Below are 16,022 nucleotides of genomic sequence, written 5' to 3' on the forward strand. Positions count from 1 at the left end.
GCCCTTCATGTGACCGTCAGGCTCGGACGGGCTTTAGCGGAGCTTGAGAAAAGTTCCCGGCAGCAGAACACCTCCCCGGCCGGGGAGGCGCGTGTGGAAAACGGGTGTTACTTCAGGCGGCCCAGGGCGTCCTGCGCCGCGCGGTAGCCGGGGTTGAGCTTCAGGGCGCGCTCGTAGTTCTCGCGGGCCTTGAGGTTGTCCGGGGCGATCAGGCCGGCGCTGCGCTCGTAGGAGACGCCCAGGTAGTAGGCGTACTCGGGCGCGGTGCTGTCGAGGGCCGCCGCCTTGGTCAGGTTCTCGCGGGCCGCGCGCAGGTCGCCGCCGTCGAGGCTCAGGCGCCCGAGGTAGTAGTAGAACTCGGGGTAGCGCAGCGGGTCGAGGGTCACGGCCTGCGTGAGCTGCGCGCGGGCGGTCGTGGCGTCCTTGGCGAGGTAGCTGACCACGCCGTACTGGCCCACGGCATAGGCGTTGGTCGGCGCGAGTCGGGCGGCCTGGGCGGCCTCGGGCTTGGCGGCCGTCACGTTGCCGCTCAGGGCGAGCAGCTTGGCGTAGTAGGCGCGGTTGTACGGATCGCGCGGGTCGGTGATGACCGCCTGTTGCAGGCTGCTGATGGCCTGCGGCAGGTTGCCGGTCGCGAAGTACATGTCGCCCAGGTTGAACAGGATCAGGCTGTTGTCGGGGTTCAGGGTGCTGGCCTGCTTGAAGGCGTCGATGGCGCGCGCCGCGTCGCCCTGGAGGCGGTACACGTTGCCGCGCTCGTTGAGCACCTTGCTGAGGTTCAGGTTCCTGCTGTCGCCGCCCTGGGCGGTCACGACGCCCTCGGCGCTCTGCAAGACGCCCAGGGCCGCCGCCAGGTTGCCCGACACCGCCGCGCGGTCGCCGCTGCCGCCGTACTGCTGCTGGTAGGCCTGCGACAGGGCGATGTAGCCGCTGATGCCCTGCGGGTCGGCCTGCACGAGCTGGCGCAGCGTCTCGATGGCCGGGCCATAGAGCCGCAGCTTGACCTGCGAGCGTCCCAGTCCCAGCAGGGCGGCCCCGCTGCGGGGGTCGAGTTCGGCGGCGGCGCGGAAGGCCACGTAGGCCTGATCGAATTTACCCTGCTCGTAGTACACGTTGCCGACGATGACGTAGTTGGCGGCCGGGGGGCGGGTGACGGGCACGGCCGAAGGGGTGGCCGGCGTCGCCGTCGCCGGAGCGGCTGCCGGCACGGTGGGTGCGGGCGTCGTCGGTACGGTGGTCGGTGCGGGGGTGGTCGGTGCCGTCTGGGCCAGGGCACCGCTCAGGGCAGCCGCGCACAGCAGGGCAAGGGTCAGTCGTGCATTCACTCAAAAACCTCCGTACCTGGAGCGCGCGGGCCGGTGGAGCCGCCGCGCCTCTCCGGCCTTGGGCAACATACCCGGCGATGATACCGTGCCCAGCCTATGGCCGGGGCGGCAGACAGGGGGTGAAGTCCCCGTGAGAACCCGGCCCGGGCAGCCTGACAGCGCGGGGTGACGGTCCTCTGACGGGCGGAGCGGCACCCGGAGCCCCTACAGTGGGGGCCATGACCCCACCCCCCCCCACTCCCCGGCGGCCCCATCCGCAGCGGTTGGGCCTGACCGGCAGCATCGGCGCGGGCAAGAGCACGGCGGCGGCGTTGCTGCGCGCGCGCGGCCTGACCGTCCTGGACGCCGACGAGCAGGCCCGGCTGGTCACGGCCGAGCCGGAGACCCTGGCCGAACTGGAGGCCGCCTTTCCCGGCGTGGTCCGGGGCGGGGCGCTGGACCGCGCGGCGCTGGCGGCCCGGGTGTTCGGAGACGCGGCGCAACTCGCGCGCCTGAACGCCATCACCCACCCGCGCGTGCGGACCCGCATGTCGGCGCTGGAGGCGGAGGCCGCCGCGCGGGGTGAGGCCTGGGTCGTGCAGGACGTGCCGCTGCTGTTCGAGGGCGGGCTGGACAAGAGCATGGACGCGGTGCTGCTCATCGACGCCCCCCTGGAGACGCGCGTGGCCCGCGTCATGGCCCGCAGTGGACTGAGCCGGGAGGACGTGCTGGCCCGCGACGCCCGGCAGATGCCCGCCGACGAGAAGCGCCGCCGCGCCACCCTGACCCTGGACAACGGCGGCGACCTCGCGGCGCTGGAGGCGCAACTCGGCGCGGCGCTGCGCGAACTGGGTCTCGCCCCGACCTAGAGGGGCAGGCCGCCCCCCGATACCCTACTCACAGCGGTTTTCAGTTCTATCGAGGGGCCAACCGCACGCCCCTCAACTCCTTTTCTGGCCGCCGTCCTTCTCAGGCGCTCGCTCCGCTCGATTCGGAGGGACCACAGGTGACCCCTGGTCCCTCCGAAGGCTGTACTCAGGCCTTCGCCGGCTCCTGCCCCTGCTCCTGGCGCTTCAGCGACGCCGCCACGAAGCCGGCGAAGGGGGGACTGGGACGCATGGGGCGGCTCTTGAACTCGGGGTGCGCCTGCAAAGCCACGAAGAAGGGGTGGCCCGGAATCTCGACGCTCTCGACAAGGCCCGCGCCGCGCCCGTTCATGCCGGGGGTCACGCCGCTGACCGTCAGGCCCGCGTCCTGAAGGCGGGGCACGTACTCGGGGTTGACCTCGAAGCGGTGGCGGTGGCGCTCGCGGACCGTGCCCCCGGCGGGCACGCCGTACAGCTCGGCGATGGTGGTCCCGGCGGCGAGCTGCATGGGCCAGTCGCCCAGGCGCATGGTGCCGCCCAGGCCCTCGACATCCAGTTGCTCGGGCATCAGGCCCACGACCTTGTGGCGCGCGTACTCGTCGAACTCGGTCGAGTTGGCGCCCTCCAGGCCCGCCACATGCCGGGCGTACTCGATCACGGCGATCTGCATGCCCAGGCAGATGCCCAGGTACGGCACGCCGCGCGTGCGGGCGTACTCGGCCGCCCGGATCTTGCCCTCGATGCCGCGCACCCCGAAGCCGCCCGGCACCAGAATGCCGCCCACGTCCCCGAACTGGGCTTCGAGGTCACCCTCGGTCAGCTCCTCGGCGTTGACCCACTTGACGTTCACGCGGGCGTCGTTGGCGACCCCGGCGTGCGTCAGCGATTCGAGCATCGAGAGGTACGCGTCGGGCATCGCCGTGTACTTGCCCGCGATGGCGATGGTCACCTCGCGCCCGGGGCGCTTGATGGTCTTTACGGCGTTCTGCCATACGCCCAGGTTGGGGTGGATGCGCTCCAGGCCCAGCAGGTCCTCGACCGCCTTGCCCAGGCCCTGTTCCTCGAGCGCCAGCGGCACCTCGTAGACGTGCGCCACGTCGTAGCTGCTGAACACCCGGTTCTCGCGCACGCTGGTGAAGGCCGCGATCTTGCGGGTGATCTCGGGGGGCAGCTTTTCCTTGCTGCGCACCATCACGATGTCGGGGCTGATGCCGTAGGAGCGCAGCGCCGCGACCGAGTGCTGGGTGGGCTTGGTCTTGAACTCGTTGCTGGTGCCCAGGTACGGCACGAGGGTGAGGTGCAGGTACAGCACGTTCTCGTCGCCCTCGTCGAAGCGGAACTGCCGGATGGCCTCCAGGAAGGGGAGCGACTCGATGTCGCCCACCGTACCGCCCACCTCGATCAGCACGACCTCGGCCCCCGCCGACTCGCCCGCCACGCGCACGCGGCGCTTGATCTCGTCGGTGACGTGCGGAATGACCTGCACGGTCTGCGAGAGGTAGTCCCCGGCGCGCTCCTTGCGGATGACCTCCTGGTAGACCTGCCCGGTCGTGATGTTGCTGCCTGGCGGCACGTCGAGGTCGAGGAAGCGCTCGTAGTTGCCGATGTCGAGGTCGGTCTCGGCGCCCGAGGCGGTCACGAAGACCTCGCCGTGTTCGTAGGGCCGCATGGTGCCCGCGTCGATGTTGATGTAGGGGTCGATCTTGACGGCCGTCACGCGGTAGCCGCGCGCGCGCAGCAGCGCCCCGAGGCTGGCGCTCGCCACGCCCTTGCCGAGGCTGCTCACCACGCCGCCCGTTACGAAGATGTATTTCATGTCCATCCGAAAAGCGCCGGCCCCGCACCTGGGGGCCAAAAAGAAAAACCGGGGCGCTTCGGCCTCCGGGATTTCAGGATAGCAGTTTTCGGGCGGGACTAAGTGGCTCCCGGGGACAGTGCCGGGCATCCTCGGCGCGCTCGTGCCCTCCATCTCCCCCGCCAGCCCCTTACGGCTTCTCCCGTTGGTCGGGGTGTTGACCAGGGTCGCCCTGCTCTACACCCGCCGGCTACTTACCGGAACCCCACCAGCCCCAGCACGAAACTGCGGACGTTGCCGATGAGAACCCCGATCGGCTCCTGCGCCAGGAAGATGAAGGCCATCACGATCAGGAACGAGAAGGGCATCGCCTCGAACTGCGCGAGGCTGCGCCCCAGCGAGGGCACGAGCGCGCCGAGGATGCGGCTGCCGTCGAGCAGCGGGATGGGGATGAGGTTGAACACCGCCAGCACGATGTTGATGCTCAGGACATAGAGCAAGACCTGGAAGCCCAGGTCGGTCGGCGGCAGCACGGCGAGCAGCCCGGCGGCCAGCAGTGCGATCAGGATGTTGCTGATCGGCCCGGCCGCCGCGACCCACAACGTGCCCCAGCGCCCGAGGTTGTTCGGGTTGATAGGCACCGGCTTGGCGAAGCCGAACCCCGCGAGCAGCAGCAGCAGCGTCCCGAAGGGGTCGAGGTGCTTGAGGGGGTTGAGGGTCACGCGCCCGTACCGCCGGGGCGTGGGGTCGCCCAGCCGGTCGGCCACGAAGGCATGGGCGAATTCGTGAACGGCGAGCGACAGCACCAGCGCCAGCGCGATGATCACGAAGGCAGTGGGATTGCTCGTCAGGAGGCTAAGAAGACCCATACACCTCCCATTCTATGAGGGCCGGGATTAGACGTCTGGCCCGCGACCCGTTGCGGCTTCCTTGCGGCTTCGGGTGGGCGGGTTCAGGGGAGGGACCGCAGGTACGCCGCCAGCGCCGCACGTTCCTCGTCGGGGCTGCCCACCTGTCCGGCCCGCCGCAGCCCTGCCAGGTGAGCCAGCGCCTCGCCCACGCCCCGGCCCGGCGGCGTGCCCAGGGCCAGCACGTCCTTCCCCGTCAGGGGCACGTAGGCCTGCGGGCGCAGCAGGGCGCGCAACTGCCGCTCGGGCGTGCCCTCGGGAAAGAAGGTGTCGCTCCGGGCGCGGGCCAGCAGCCCCAGGGGCCTGTCGCCCAGGCCCAGGCGGGCGGCCAGGGCGGCGGGGTCGGGGGCGGCGGCCAGGGCGGCGGCGGCCCAGGTCTGCGGCGTGACCGCCTCGCCCGCGTCCTGCCGGGCCTCCAGGGCTTCGAGGAGCGCCGGGTCGCCCAGCCACGCGCCCGTGCCCCATGCCTCCAGCCGCCGGGCCGCGCGCCCCGGCCGGGCTTCGGCCAGCAGCAGCTTCAGCTCGGCCCACAGGCGGGGGGTGTCCTGCGCCATCGTCAGGGCGTCCGGCATCTGGGCCAGCAGGTCAGGGTGGGGGGCGAGGTCCAGCCGCGCCGCCAGCCGCGCCCCACGTACGGCCCGACTGGCGTCCTCGTGCAGCGAGCGGGAGTGCAGGGGCCGCAGCTCCCGCCGCGCGAGGTCGTCCAGGCCGCCCACCACATCGCGCAATTCGGCGCCGCCGTCCGGCCGCACGACCAGCGCGAGCGCGTTCAGCCCGAAGTCGCGCCGCCGCAGGTCGTCGTCCAGGGTGCCGGGCTGCGGCGCCGGGTTCTGGCCGGGCACCGGGTAGCTCTCGCGCCGCGCCCGAACGAGGTCGGCCCCGCGCCCGTCCGGCAGCGTCACGGTGGCGTTCTGGAAGGCCGGGTGGAAGGTGAAGGGCAGGCCCGTGGCGTGGGCCAGGGCCTCCACGTCTGCCCCCTCCACCACCACGTCGAGGTCCAGGGGCGCGCCGCCCAGCAGCGCGTCGCGCACTGCCCCGCCGACGAGGGCCACCCGGGCCTGGGAACCGGCCAGCGCCGCCAGCGAGGTCAGCCACGCGCGGTCCTCGGCACGCAGGGCGGCCCAGGCCCGCGCGCCGGGGTCAGGCTCGGCCACCACTAGCGGCCGGCGAAGGCGCTGGCGTCCAGGGTGACGGTCACGTCACGCGCCCTGCCGCCGCGCACCACCTTCAGGGCCACGGTGTCGCCCTCCTTCTTGTCGATCAAGGCGGCCTGGAGGTCCTCGATCCCGTCCACGGGCTGACCGTCGGCCCCGGTGATCACGTCGCCGCCCAGGGCCACCTGCCCGCCCCGGAAGTCCTCGGTGCGAGTGCCGCCGCGCAGCCCGGCGCGCGAGGCCGGCGAATCGGGCGACACCTCCCCCACGACCAGCCCGGTCTCGGGCAGTTCGAGCTGCTGCTTGCCGCTGCTCGTCAGGGCGCTCAGGCCCACCGGAATCTGCCCGCCGCGCGCCTGGGCCACGAGGCCGGCCGCGATGCCGATGACGGGCGCGCGCACCACGCCCCCGTTCGCCGCCTGGAGGCGGGGCAGCAGGTTCTTGGCCGCGTTGATGGGAATGGCGAAGCCCACGCCCGCGCTCTGGCCGGTGCCGCCGCTCTGCACGCCGGGGCTGATGATCTGGGTGTTGATGCCGATGACCCGCCCGCCGCTGTCGAGCAGAGGCCCGCCGCTGTTGCCGGGGTTGATGGCCGCGTCGGTCTGGATGGCCTTCTGGGTGATGCCCGCGCCGCCGGCCCCGAAGCCGATGGGAATCTGGCGGGCGGTGCTGCTCACGATGCCCTCGGTCACGCTGAAGTCCAGGCCGAAGGGCGCGCCCATCGCAATGGCCTTCTGCCCGACCTTGAGGGCGTCGCTGTCGCCCAGCGGAATGGGCCGGATGTCCTGCGCGTTCAGGCCCTCGGGCCGGATGAGCGCGAGGTCGTACTGCGGCGCGAGGCCGATGACCTTGGCGGGCACCGCGTCCTGACGGTTCATGACCCGGATGAGGATGCGGTCGGCGGCGCCCTGCCCCGACTCGTTGCCCACCACGTGGTAGTTCGTCAGGATGTCGCCCTGCGCGTTCACGAAAAAGCCGCTGCCCACGCCGGTCTGCACCTGCGTGCCCGAGTCGCCGCCGTACATCCAGGCCATCGGGTCCTGGGTGGCGACCTCCTGCTCGGTGCTGATGAACACCAGCCCCGGCTCGTACTGCCCGACCACCTGCACGGTGTTGGCCTCGTTCTGGAGCTTGGCCCCGTCCTCGTTCAGGGCGGCCGTGCCTGCCGTGCCCGCTGCCGTCTGGCCTTGGCTCTGACTGCTCTGGGCCGTCTGTGTCTGCCCGGTCTGGGCCTGTCCCAGCGGCACCTGATCGCGCAGCACCGTCGCCCCCAGCCCCAGCCCCGCGAGGACCAGCAGCACCGCGACTCCCTTTTTTCCCAGCCCACTCGGCTTCATATGGCCCCATTATCTGCGGGCACGGCGCACAGGACGTGGGGCCGGATTAAGGAGGGGTTGGGGGAAAAGCAGGAAGAAAGCGCCGCAAAAAGCCCCCTGCCCGCTCGGCAGGGGACCCTCCTCGGCCCGGCGCTCAGGCCTGCGCGCGCGTCTCCTCGGCGTCCAGGGCCGCGATCTCGCCCGGCGTGATCTGGTAGTGCTCGCCGCACCAGTGGCACACGACCTCCTGGCCGCCGTCGTCGATCATTTCCTGGCGCTCGCTGCCGGTGAAGAACTTCAGGCTGTCGCTGGCCTTCTCGCGCGAGCAGCGGCACTGGAAGCGCGCGGCCTGCGCCTCGGGGGCCAGATTCAGGTCCAGGCCCTCGGCCGCGCGGTTCAGGACTTCGAGCAGGCCGCCCCGGCGCAGGTTGTCGGTGATCTGGCCCATCGCCTTGATGTTGGCCTCCAGGCGGCCGAGCGTCTCGTCGCTCACGCCGGGCATCGCCTGCACGAGCAGCCCGCCCGCATGGGCCACGCGCCCCTTTTCCTCGTACACGCCCAGCAGCACGGCGTTGGGAATCTGCTCGGACGCGCCGAGGTAGTAGCTCACGTCCTCGGCGATCTCGCCGCTCTGCAGGCGCACGCTGCCGGTGTAGGGTTCGCCGTTGTCGAGCAGGCGGGTCACGGCCAGTTCGCCGTCGGTGCCCACGATGCCGCTCACGTCCAGCTTGCCGTCGGAGTCGCGGGGCGGCAGGTCGGCCCCGGGCGCGCGCACGTAGCCGCGCACCTGACCGTCGGCGCTGCCCTCGGCCACGACCCAGCCCACCGGCCCGCCGCCCTCGACGCGCACCGCCACGCGGCTGTCGCTCTTCTTGCCCAGCACGACGGCCAGCAGGGCCGAGGCCGCCAGCGTACGCCCCAGCGCCGCCGTCGCGGTCTTGCTCAGGTGGTGGCGCAGGCGGGCCTCTTCGACGAGGTCGGTCGCCTCGATGCCGACGAAGCGCAGGGTGCCCCCCGCCGCCGTGCCGCGCAGGAGGTAGGAGCCGGAAGGGGAAGCAGTCATTAGGAAATCTTACATCAAGGCACTCAAATCGGGCTGTGGGGTGGCTTGCATTCGGTGGCCCGTCCCCCCTACCGATTGTCAGGTTTCATACGGTCGGGCAAGTGACAAACGACCTGATTCGGAGCTGACGGACCCAGAGGGTTTCTTCAGCCCGCTGCCAGAGGAGACTCACGCCCACTGCATAGACTTTCATGCCGCTGACATCTTCTCCGGGTAGGAAGCCGCGCCCGAATCCTGTCCGCGCCCCCTCTGCCCCACTGTGTCCTCTCAAGGAGTCTTCAATGAACAAAGGCAAACTCTTCGGCGCTCTCGCCCTCACGACCGTTTCGCTGACGCTGGCCGCGTGCAACAACAAGCAGGCCGGCGCCGGTCAGGGCGAGACGCTGGTGTACCAGAATTCCGCCGACATCCCCACGCTGGACCCGGGCACGACCTACGACACGGCCAGCGGCCAGGTCGTCGAGAACCTGTACGAGACCCTGCTGACCTACAAGGGAAACAGCCTGTCGGAACTCGAGCCGCTGCTGGCGACCGAGTGGCAGGAGGGCAACAGCGGGCGCGAGTACCGCTTCACGCTGCGCACCGGGGTCAAGTTCCATACGGGCAACGACTTCGGGTGCAAGGACGCCGAATACACCTTCCGGCGCAACCTCGTGACGAACACGAGTGACAGCGGCAACTGGTTCCTGTCCGAAAGCCTGCTGGGCACGCAGTCCAATGCCAACGACGACAAGAGCGTCACCTGGCAGCGCATCACCGACGCCGTGAAATGCGACGGCGAGACGCTGATCTTCACGCTGCCCAAGGCCGACCCCGCCTTCCTGGCGAAGCTGGCCTACACCGGCCAGGGCATCGTGGACAGCGCCCACGCCAAGGAGATCGGCGAGTGGGACGGCACCGAGGCCACCTGGAAGGCCGCAGTCGGCAAGGACCTGACCGGCAGCCCGCTGGCCCAGAAGCCCAGCGGTACGGGGGCCTACAAGCTCGTGGGCAAGGACGCGACCACCGTCACCGCGACCGCCTTCGAGAACTACTGGGGCGAGCAGCCCAAGATCAAGAACGTGATCATCCAGAAGGTGCCCGAGCAGGCCGCGCGCATCCAGGCCTTCTTGCGCGGCGACGCCGACCTGATCGAGTCCGGCGGGCGCGACATCATCGAGACGCAGCTCAAGGGCCAGCCCGGCGTGGCGGTCCTCGACGACCTGCCCGACACCACCGCGACCGGCCTGAGCATGAACGAGAACATCAAGGGCGGGCAGCTCGGCAGCGGCAAGCTCGACGGCCAGGGCATCCCGGCCAACTTCTTCAGCGACGTGAACGTGCGCCGGGGCTTCGTGGCGGCCTTCGACACGAACACCTACATCGAGCAGGTGCTGCGCGGCAAGGGCAAGCCCCGGAACTTCCTGCTGCCCGACTCCTTCCCCGGCTATGACCAGAACCTCGCCCCGGCCGAGTTCAACCTCGACACGGCGCGCGCGGCCTTCCGCGAGGCCTGGGGGGGGCAGGTGTGGCAAAACGGCTTCACGCTCAACGCCACCTACCGCGCCGGCTCGCGCAGCGTGCAGACCGCGATGGAACTCCTGAAGAAGAACATCGAGTCGCTGAACCCCAAGTTCCGGGTGAACATCGTCGCCAAGGAATGGAGCGAGATCATCAAGGCCAGCAACCAGGGCAGCGAGGCGATGGTCGTGACGAGCTGGGCTCCGGACTACGCCGACCCGGACAACTTCGTCTACACCTTCTACAACTCCAGGGGCTACTACAGCCCGCGCATCAACGTGGCCGACACCCAGATTGACGCCTGGACCAACGAGGCCCGCGGCATCACCGACCAGACGCAGCGCAACGCGCTGTACGCCAAGGTGGCCGAGCGCGCCAAGTCGCAGGCCCTGTACATCGTGATGCCCAGCCCGGTCGGCGTGTTCGCCTACCGCGACAACATCCAGGGCATCAGCGCCGAGAACTACAGCCCCCTGACCGGCTTCGTCACCGGCACCCTCTGGAAGACCCTCAGCAAGAGCTGAGGCCTTCCGCGCCGCGCCCGCCGCCCCCGGCCGGGCGGCGGGGGCGGCGTCTCCGTGCTTTTCGCCGCGCGGGCGCGCACGAGCCTCTATGCTGTGCCCCATGCTGGATACAGGCGACGCCCGGCCCATCACCCTGCTCCTGGTGGACGACCATCCGGTCGTGCGCAAGGGCACCCGCGAATTGCTGGAAGGCGAGGCCGACCTGCGCGTGCTGGGCGAGGCGGGCAACGGCGAGGAAGCGGTGGCCCAGGCCCGCCTGCTCACCCCCGACGTGATCCTGATGGACGTGTCCATGCCCGGCATGAACGGCATCGAGGCGACGCGCGCCATCAAGGCCGAGCAGCCCGGCGTGGGCGTGCTGGTCCTGACGAGCTACGACGACGACGCCTACGTGTTCGCGCTGCTGGAGGCGGGCGCGGCCGGCTACCTGCTGAAAAACGCCAGCGAGGACGACCTGCTGGGCGCCGTGCGCGCGGTGGCGGCGGGCGAAAGTGCCCTGCACCCCAGCATCGCCCGCAAGGTGCTCGAACGCTTCAGCGCGAGCGCGACCCCCACCCCGCCCGAGGACGACCTCAGCCCCCGCGAGCTGGAAGTGCTGCGCGTGGCCGCCACCGGCCGCACGAACAAGGAGATCGCCCGCGACCTCGACATCAGCCCGCGCACCGTGCAGGTCCACCTCGCCAACATCTTTTCGAAGCTCGGCGTGGGCAGCCGCACCGAGGCCGTGCTGCACGGCATCAAACGCGGCTGGATCGACCCCAAGAACCTGTAGGCGGGCAGGGCTGGGGGAGCCGCCCCGCCCCTCCGGCGCCGGGTCGCCCCCAGCCCTGCCCCACCCCCTTTGCCATGACCCTGCCTCCCTCCCTTGCCCAGGCCAGCACCGCGCCGCAGTTCGGCGACGGGGTGGCGCGCTTTGCCTGCGAGACCACGCGGGCGCACGGGGTCCGGGTCTGGGTGGTGTCGGGCGGGCAACTGGGCGAGGTCGCCTGCGAGGGGCGAGGCCTGGGCCTGAGCGACGGCTCGCTGGCGGCGCGCGCCCTGAGCAGCGGCGTGCTGGAGGAAGCGGGCATGCTCAGCTGCGTGCCCTTCGGCTGCGGGGTGCTGGAGTGCGTGGGGGCCTCGCCCGAGGGGATACAGACCCTGCTGGGCCTCGCGCCGCTGCTGGGGCTGGCCCTGGAGGGCGTGCAGGCCCGCGAGGCGAGGCGCGGGCACGGCCGCCTGGCCGAGACGGTCGAGGGTCTGGTGCGGCGGCTGGGCGGCAGCCTCGACCTCGCGGAGGTGCTGCCGGTCACGGCCCAGAGCGCGGCGCTGGCGCTGGGATTCTCGCGCGCCTTCGTGGGCCTGTTCAGCGAGTTCGGGGAGGCAGGCGCGCGCACCGGCGAGGTCTACACCTACGGCTTCGACCACGAGTTCACCGGAGGCATCGGCGTGGGGCCGGTCTCCTTCGAGAAGCTCATCCGCCGGGGCGAGGCCATCCGCTTCGAGCGGGCGCGCGACGCCCAGACCCCCCTGGCGCGCGGGCTGGCCGAACTCGACCCGGTGGCGGCCGTGATCGCGCCCCTGAGCGCGCGGGGCCGGCCACTGGGGCTGCTGTACGTGGACAGCCGCGTGCCCGGCACCGCCACGAGCGAGGACGACGCCCGGCTCGTGCTGGCGCTGGCCGAGCAGGCCAGTCTGGCGATCGACAACGCGCGGCTGTACGCCATCGAGACCCGCAAGCGCGAGGCCGCCGAGGCGCTGCGCGAGGCGGGCGCGGCGCTGACCGGCAGCCTGCACCTTCAGGACACCCTCTCGCGCGTCCTCGACTGGGCCTCGAAGCTGTTCGGCACCGACGCGGCGGGCGTGTACGAGCTGCAACCCGACGGCCGCACCCTGAACATCCTGAGCGCGGTGGGACTGCCCAGCGAGTACGTGCTGCGCGTGCGCGCCAAGGTGGGCGCGGGCGTGACCGGCCGCGCCGCGCAGAGCCGCGAGCCCGTGGCCGCGCGCGACCTGACGGCCGAGCATTACGGGGGCGGCAGCCGCTACACCCGGCAGTTGCTCGCGCAGGGCCGCTATCCCTACCGGGGCGTGGTGGGGTTGCCGCTGCTCTCGCGTGCGGGCATCTACGGCGTCCTGACGCTGTACTGGAGCGCGCCGCTGCCTCTGGGCGAGGACGACCTCGCGCTCGCGGGCGTGTTCGCCGCGCAGGCCAGCCTCGCCATCGAGAACGCCCGGCTGTACGAGGAAGAGCTGCGCCAGGAACGCGAGGCCGCCGTGCTGCTGGGCGTGGGCCGGCTGCTGGGCGAGGACCAGAGCGACCGCGCCCTGGAGGGGGCCATCCGGCTCGCCACGCTGGCCCTGAACGCCGGGCGGGGCCTGATCGCCCTGACCGGCCCGGACGGCGCGGTGACGCGCTGCGCGACCTACAACCTGCCCCCCCCCAGCGACGAGGAGCTCGCCTCGCTGCGCTCTCAGCTCGGGCGCGGGCCCCGGCCCCTGACCCGGCGCGCGTGCCTGCCGGTCGCGGGCAGCGGCTTGATCGTGCCGCTGCGGGGGGGGCCGCTGCGCGGCGAGGCCGAGGCCGAGGGCAACGCGCTGCTGGGCTTCCTGTACGTCGACGACCCCGGCACCGCCGCGCCGGGCGACCGCGCGCTGGCCCTGGCGCGCAGCGTCGCCGACCAGATGGCCCTGACCCTGAGCCGCGAGTGGCTGCTCTCGGCGCTGGCGCGCGAGGAGGCCCGTTACCGCCAGCTTGCCGAGGGCGCGCACGACCTGATCCTGAGCACCGACGCCTCGGGCACCGTGACCTACGCCAACCCGGCCGCGACCCGGCTGCTGGGGCCGCTGACCGGGCCGCTGACGGGCGCCAGCCTGCTGCGCCTGCCCACCCCCGCCACCCAGGGCGCGCTGGCCCAGGCCTGGGAGCGGGCCCACCGCAGCGCTTCGGGGGGCCGCACCGAGATCACCGTCGGCGGCATGCGGCTGGAGGTACGCCTGAGCATGGTGGGCGAGGGCCAGGGCGTCTTGATGGTCGGGCGCGACCTCAGCGAACTCCAGACCCTGGCCGACGAGATCACCCGCCGGGGTCAGGCGCTGGAGGCCGCGACGAGCCGGCAGCTCGAACTGCGCACCTACCTCACGCTGTTCACGCAGGCGCAGGAGGAGGAGCGCCGGCGCATCAGCCGCGAGCTGCACGACGACACCGCGCAGGTCCTGATCGCCTCGACGCGGCGGGTCGCCCGGCTGGCGCGCGAGCTGGAGGGCGAGCAGCGCGCCCGGGCCGACGACATCCTGCAAGACCTGAATGCCGCCATCGAGAGCGTGCGGCGCTTCGCGCGCAACCTGCGGCCCAGCGTCCTCGACGACCTGGGGCTGCTGCCCGCCCTCGAATGGCTCGCCTCGCAGGCCCAGACCGAGACCCGGCTGGAGGTCAGCGGCCAGGAGCGCCGCCTGCCCCCGGCGGTCGAGCTGACCGTCTTCCGGCTCTCGCAGGAGGCCCTGAACAACGTGGACAAGCACGCGGGGGCGGGTACGGCGGCCATCCGGGTGGCCTTCGGGCCGGGCGAGGTGCGCGTGGCGATCACCGACGACGGCCGGGGCTTCAGCACCGAGCAGGCCGAGGCGCAGGCCCGCGCCGGGCATCTGGGCCTCATCGGGCTGCGCGAGCGCGTGGCGCTGGCGGGCGGCGCGCTGGGCGTGGACAGCGCGCCGGGCCAGGGCACGTCGCTGGTGTTCACTCTGCCGGGATAGAGTCGGGGCCTATGTCCAACCGGGCCGTTCTCGTCAGTGAGCTGGTCGATGCCGTGCGCGGGGCCGTCGCGCAGGACGTGGCGCGGGAGGGCCCCGCCCCCGGCTCCGGCCTCGTCGTGACCGAGGTCGAGCTGGAGATCAAGGCGACCCTGCGCGCGGGCACGGACGGGCGGGCACAGTGGTACGCCCTGAGCGCGGGCGCGCAGGTCTCGCGCGAGCAGGTGCAGGTCTTTCGGCTGGCCTGGGTGCGCACGGCGGAGGTCCGGCTGCGCGAGAGTACGGAGGTCCGGTACCAGCTCATCACCGGGCTCGACGCGCTGTACATCGGCCTGAGCGAATGGACGGCGGCCGGGCCCCTCCCCTTCCGGCCCAGGGACGCCGAGCTGCGCCTGCAACTCGTCGTGCTAGAGAGCGGCGAACTGCGCCTCGCCGGGGTGGGGGCGCAGACCGCACAGGGCCACACCCACCTCGTGATCCTGAAACTCGGGCCGCGCCCGGAGACCCAGCTCCAGGGTTGAGGGAACGCACAGAAAGAATTGCGAACGAACGGATCTGGTTCAATGACACAGTTTTCGATTCCGCTTCCGCTGCCCCGCCGCCCCCGAGGACTCAGACGCGATCCGTATGGACCCCTCTTCCCTTTTCTTCTCTCCGGAGGCGCTGCTGGGCGGCGTCCTGTGGCTGACCGTCACGTTCGTCTGCCTGCTGATGCTGGGCCTGACGTGGTGGCGGCCCTCCTACGCCGGCTGGCGGGGCTGGGCCTGCGGCAACGCCGGGGTCGTGCTGGGCATGCTGATCGGCGCGCTGCGTACGCCCGACACCCGGCTCACGTCGGTGCTGCTGGGCAACGGCCTGGTGCTGCTGGGGTCGGCCCTGCTGCTGCTAGCCTTCACGCGCTTCGCGGGAGGCCGCCCGACCCGCCGGGCCCTGTGGGGGCACGGGCTGGGGCTGTTCGGCACGCTGCTGGCCCTGGGGGCGCTGACGGTCCTGAGCGACCAGCCCACCGCACGCTTCGCGCTCGTGTCGGTCTTTCTGCTGGTGAACAAGGGCGCGCTGCTGCACCTGGTCCTGCGTGAGATCCGCCGCACGCCGGCCCTCGCCGGCGCCTACCGCCTGAACCTGGGGCTGCTGCTGCTCACGGCCCTGCTGACCCTGCCGCGCACCTGGGCGCTGCTCAGTGGACAGGCGCCGGCCGACAGCTTCATGCCCACCCTGCCCAACCTGCTGACCGCGCTGGCCTTCCTGACGATGGCCGTGGGCGGGGCCTTCGCGTTCTGGGCGCTGCACGAGGACCGGCGGCGCGAGGAGGTGCGCGCGCTGCACGGCGAACTCGAACGGCTCGCCCACCGCGATCCCCTCACCGGCCTGCTCAACCGCCGGGGGTTCCGGCAGGCGCAGGAGCAGTGGGAGGCGCGGGGCGGGCCGGAAGCGGCGACCCTGCTGGTGTTCGACATCGACGGGTTCAAGACCATGAACGACCGCCTCGGGCACGCCCTGGGCGACGACTGTCTGCGCGCCCTGGCCGCGTGCCTGGACGACGTGGCGCGCGAGGGCGACGTCGCCGGGCGCATGGGCGGCGACGAATTCCTGCTGCTGCTCACCGGCCCCGCCGCGCAGATCGAGGCGCAGGTCAGCGGCCTGACGAGCCGGCTGTACCCCGGCTGGGGCACGCCGTTGGGCTTCAGCGCCAGCTTCGGGGCGGCGCGGTTCCGGCGCGGGGACTCGCTGGACGGCGCCGTCCGGCAGGCCGACGAGGCGATGTACGCCCGCAAGGCCGCGGGCCTGCCCCGGCGCTCTCCTCAGCCCAGCCCGGCCGCCCCGGTCGCGCCGGCCCTGATCCGCTCCGCCGCCTCCTGAGCC

At 72.0% G+C, this 16,022-nt stretch carries 12 protein-coding genes; 6 read left to right on the forward strand and 6 right to left on the reverse strand.

Annotation, left to right across the window (positions count from 1 at the left end; all coding sequences use genetic code 11):
• Positions 1-107: 107 nt before the first annotated feature.
• Entirely contained in the window at positions 108-1,325 is a 1,218-nt protein-coding gene (locus DGO_RS11085) for a tetratricopeptide repeat protein (RefSeq protein ID WP_043802118.1), read from the reverse strand.
• Between the two features lie 218 nt (positions 1,326-1,543).
• On the opposite strand from DGO_RS11085, the gene coaE reads away from it, so the two are divergent.
• Positions 1,544-2,173, forward strand: coding sequence for a dephospho-CoA kinase (gene coaE, locus DGO_RS11090; RefSeq protein ID WP_043802121.1), 630 nt, complete (start codon positions 1,544-1,546; stop codon positions 2,171-2,173).
• 166 nt (positions 2,174-2,339) lie between these two features.
• On the opposite strand, the gene DGO_RS11095 is transcribed toward coaE, so the two are convergent.
• The 5 genes from DGO_RS11095 to hslO all read right to left on the reverse strand — a co-directional run bounded on the left by DGO_RS11095 (position 2,340) and on the right by hslO (position 8,406).
• The gene (locus DGO_RS11095; protein WP_014685613.1) at positions 2,340-3,986 is read right to left on the reverse strand and encodes a CTP synthase; all 1,647 of its coding nucleotides are present in this window, start codon (positions 3,984-3,986) and stop codon (positions 2,340-2,342) included.
• Positions 3,987-4,219: 233 nt separating this feature from the next.
• Positions 4,220-4,834, reverse strand: a complete 615-nt coding sequence (locus tag DGO_RS11100; protein ID WP_014685614.1) for a site-2 protease family protein — start codon at positions 4,832-4,834, stop codon at positions 4,220-4,222.
• An 83-nt stretch (positions 4,835-4,917) separates the two neighbouring features.
• Positions 4,918-6,027: a tRNA nucleotidyltransferase/poly(A) polymerase family protein gene (locus DGO_RS11105; protein WP_145975310.1), complete on the reverse strand. Its 1,110-nt coding sequence runs from the start codon at positions 6,025-6,027 to the stop codon at positions 4,918-4,920.
• 2 nt (positions 6,028-6,029) lie between these two features.
• The gene (locus DGO_RS11110) at positions 6,030-7,364 is read right to left on the reverse strand and encodes a S1C family serine protease (protein WP_043802122.1); all 1,335 of its coding nucleotides are present in this window, start codon (positions 7,362-7,364) and stop codon (positions 6,030-6,032) included.
• 133 nt (positions 7,365-7,497) lie between these two features.
• Positions 7,498-8,406 carry an Hsp33 family molecular chaperone HslO gene (gene hslO / locus DGO_RS11115; RefSeq protein ID WP_014685617.1) on the reverse strand — a complete coding sequence of 303 codons (909 nt, stop codon included), beginning with the start codon at positions 8,404-8,406 and terminating at the stop codon, positions 7,498-7,500.
• Between the two features lie 281 nt (positions 8,407-8,687).
• Here hslO and DGO_RS11120 point away from each other — a divergent pair, with 281 nt between their 5' ends.
• The 5 genes from DGO_RS11120 to DGO_RS21145 all read left to right on the forward strand — a co-directional run bounded on the left by DGO_RS11120 (position 8,688) and on the right by DGO_RS21145 (position 16,019).
• Entirely contained in the window at positions 8,688-10,430 is a 1,743-nt protein-coding gene (locus DGO_RS11120) for an ABC transporter substrate-binding protein (protein WP_043802124.1), read from the forward strand.
• A 100-nt stretch (positions 10,431-10,530) separates the two neighbouring features.
• Positions 10,531-11,202 carry a response regulator gene (locus DGO_RS11125; RefSeq protein WP_043802126.1) on the forward strand — a complete coding sequence of 224 codons (672 nt, stop codon included), beginning with the start codon at positions 10,531-10,533 and terminating at the stop codon, positions 11,200-11,202.
• 74 nt (positions 11,203-11,276) lie between these two features.
• Positions 11,277-14,162, forward strand: coding sequence for a GAF domain-containing sensor histidine kinase (locus tag DGO_RS11130; protein ID WP_043802128.1), 2,886 nt, complete (start codon positions 11,277-11,279; stop codon positions 14,160-14,162).
• A gap of 11 nt (positions 14,163-14,173) precedes the next feature.
• On the forward strand, positions 14,174-14,680 hold the full coding sequence (locus DGO_RS11135) for a trypco2 family protein (RefSeq protein WP_014685621.1): 507 nt from the start codon (positions 14,174-14,176) through the stop codon (positions 14,678-14,680).
• A gap of 106 nt (positions 14,681-14,786) precedes the next feature.
• On the forward strand, positions 14,787-16,019 hold the full coding sequence (locus DGO_RS21145; RefSeq protein WP_014685622.1) for a GGDEF domain-containing protein: 1,233 nt from the start codon (positions 14,787-14,789) through the stop codon (positions 16,017-16,019).
• Positions 16,020-16,022 lie beyond the last annotated feature (3 nt).

The sequence above is a fragment of the Deinococcus gobiensis I-0 genome (assembly GCF_000252445.1).
Classification (GTDB): domain Bacteria; phylum Deinococcota; class Deinococci; order Deinococcales; family Deinococcaceae; genus Deinococcus; species Deinococcus gobiensis.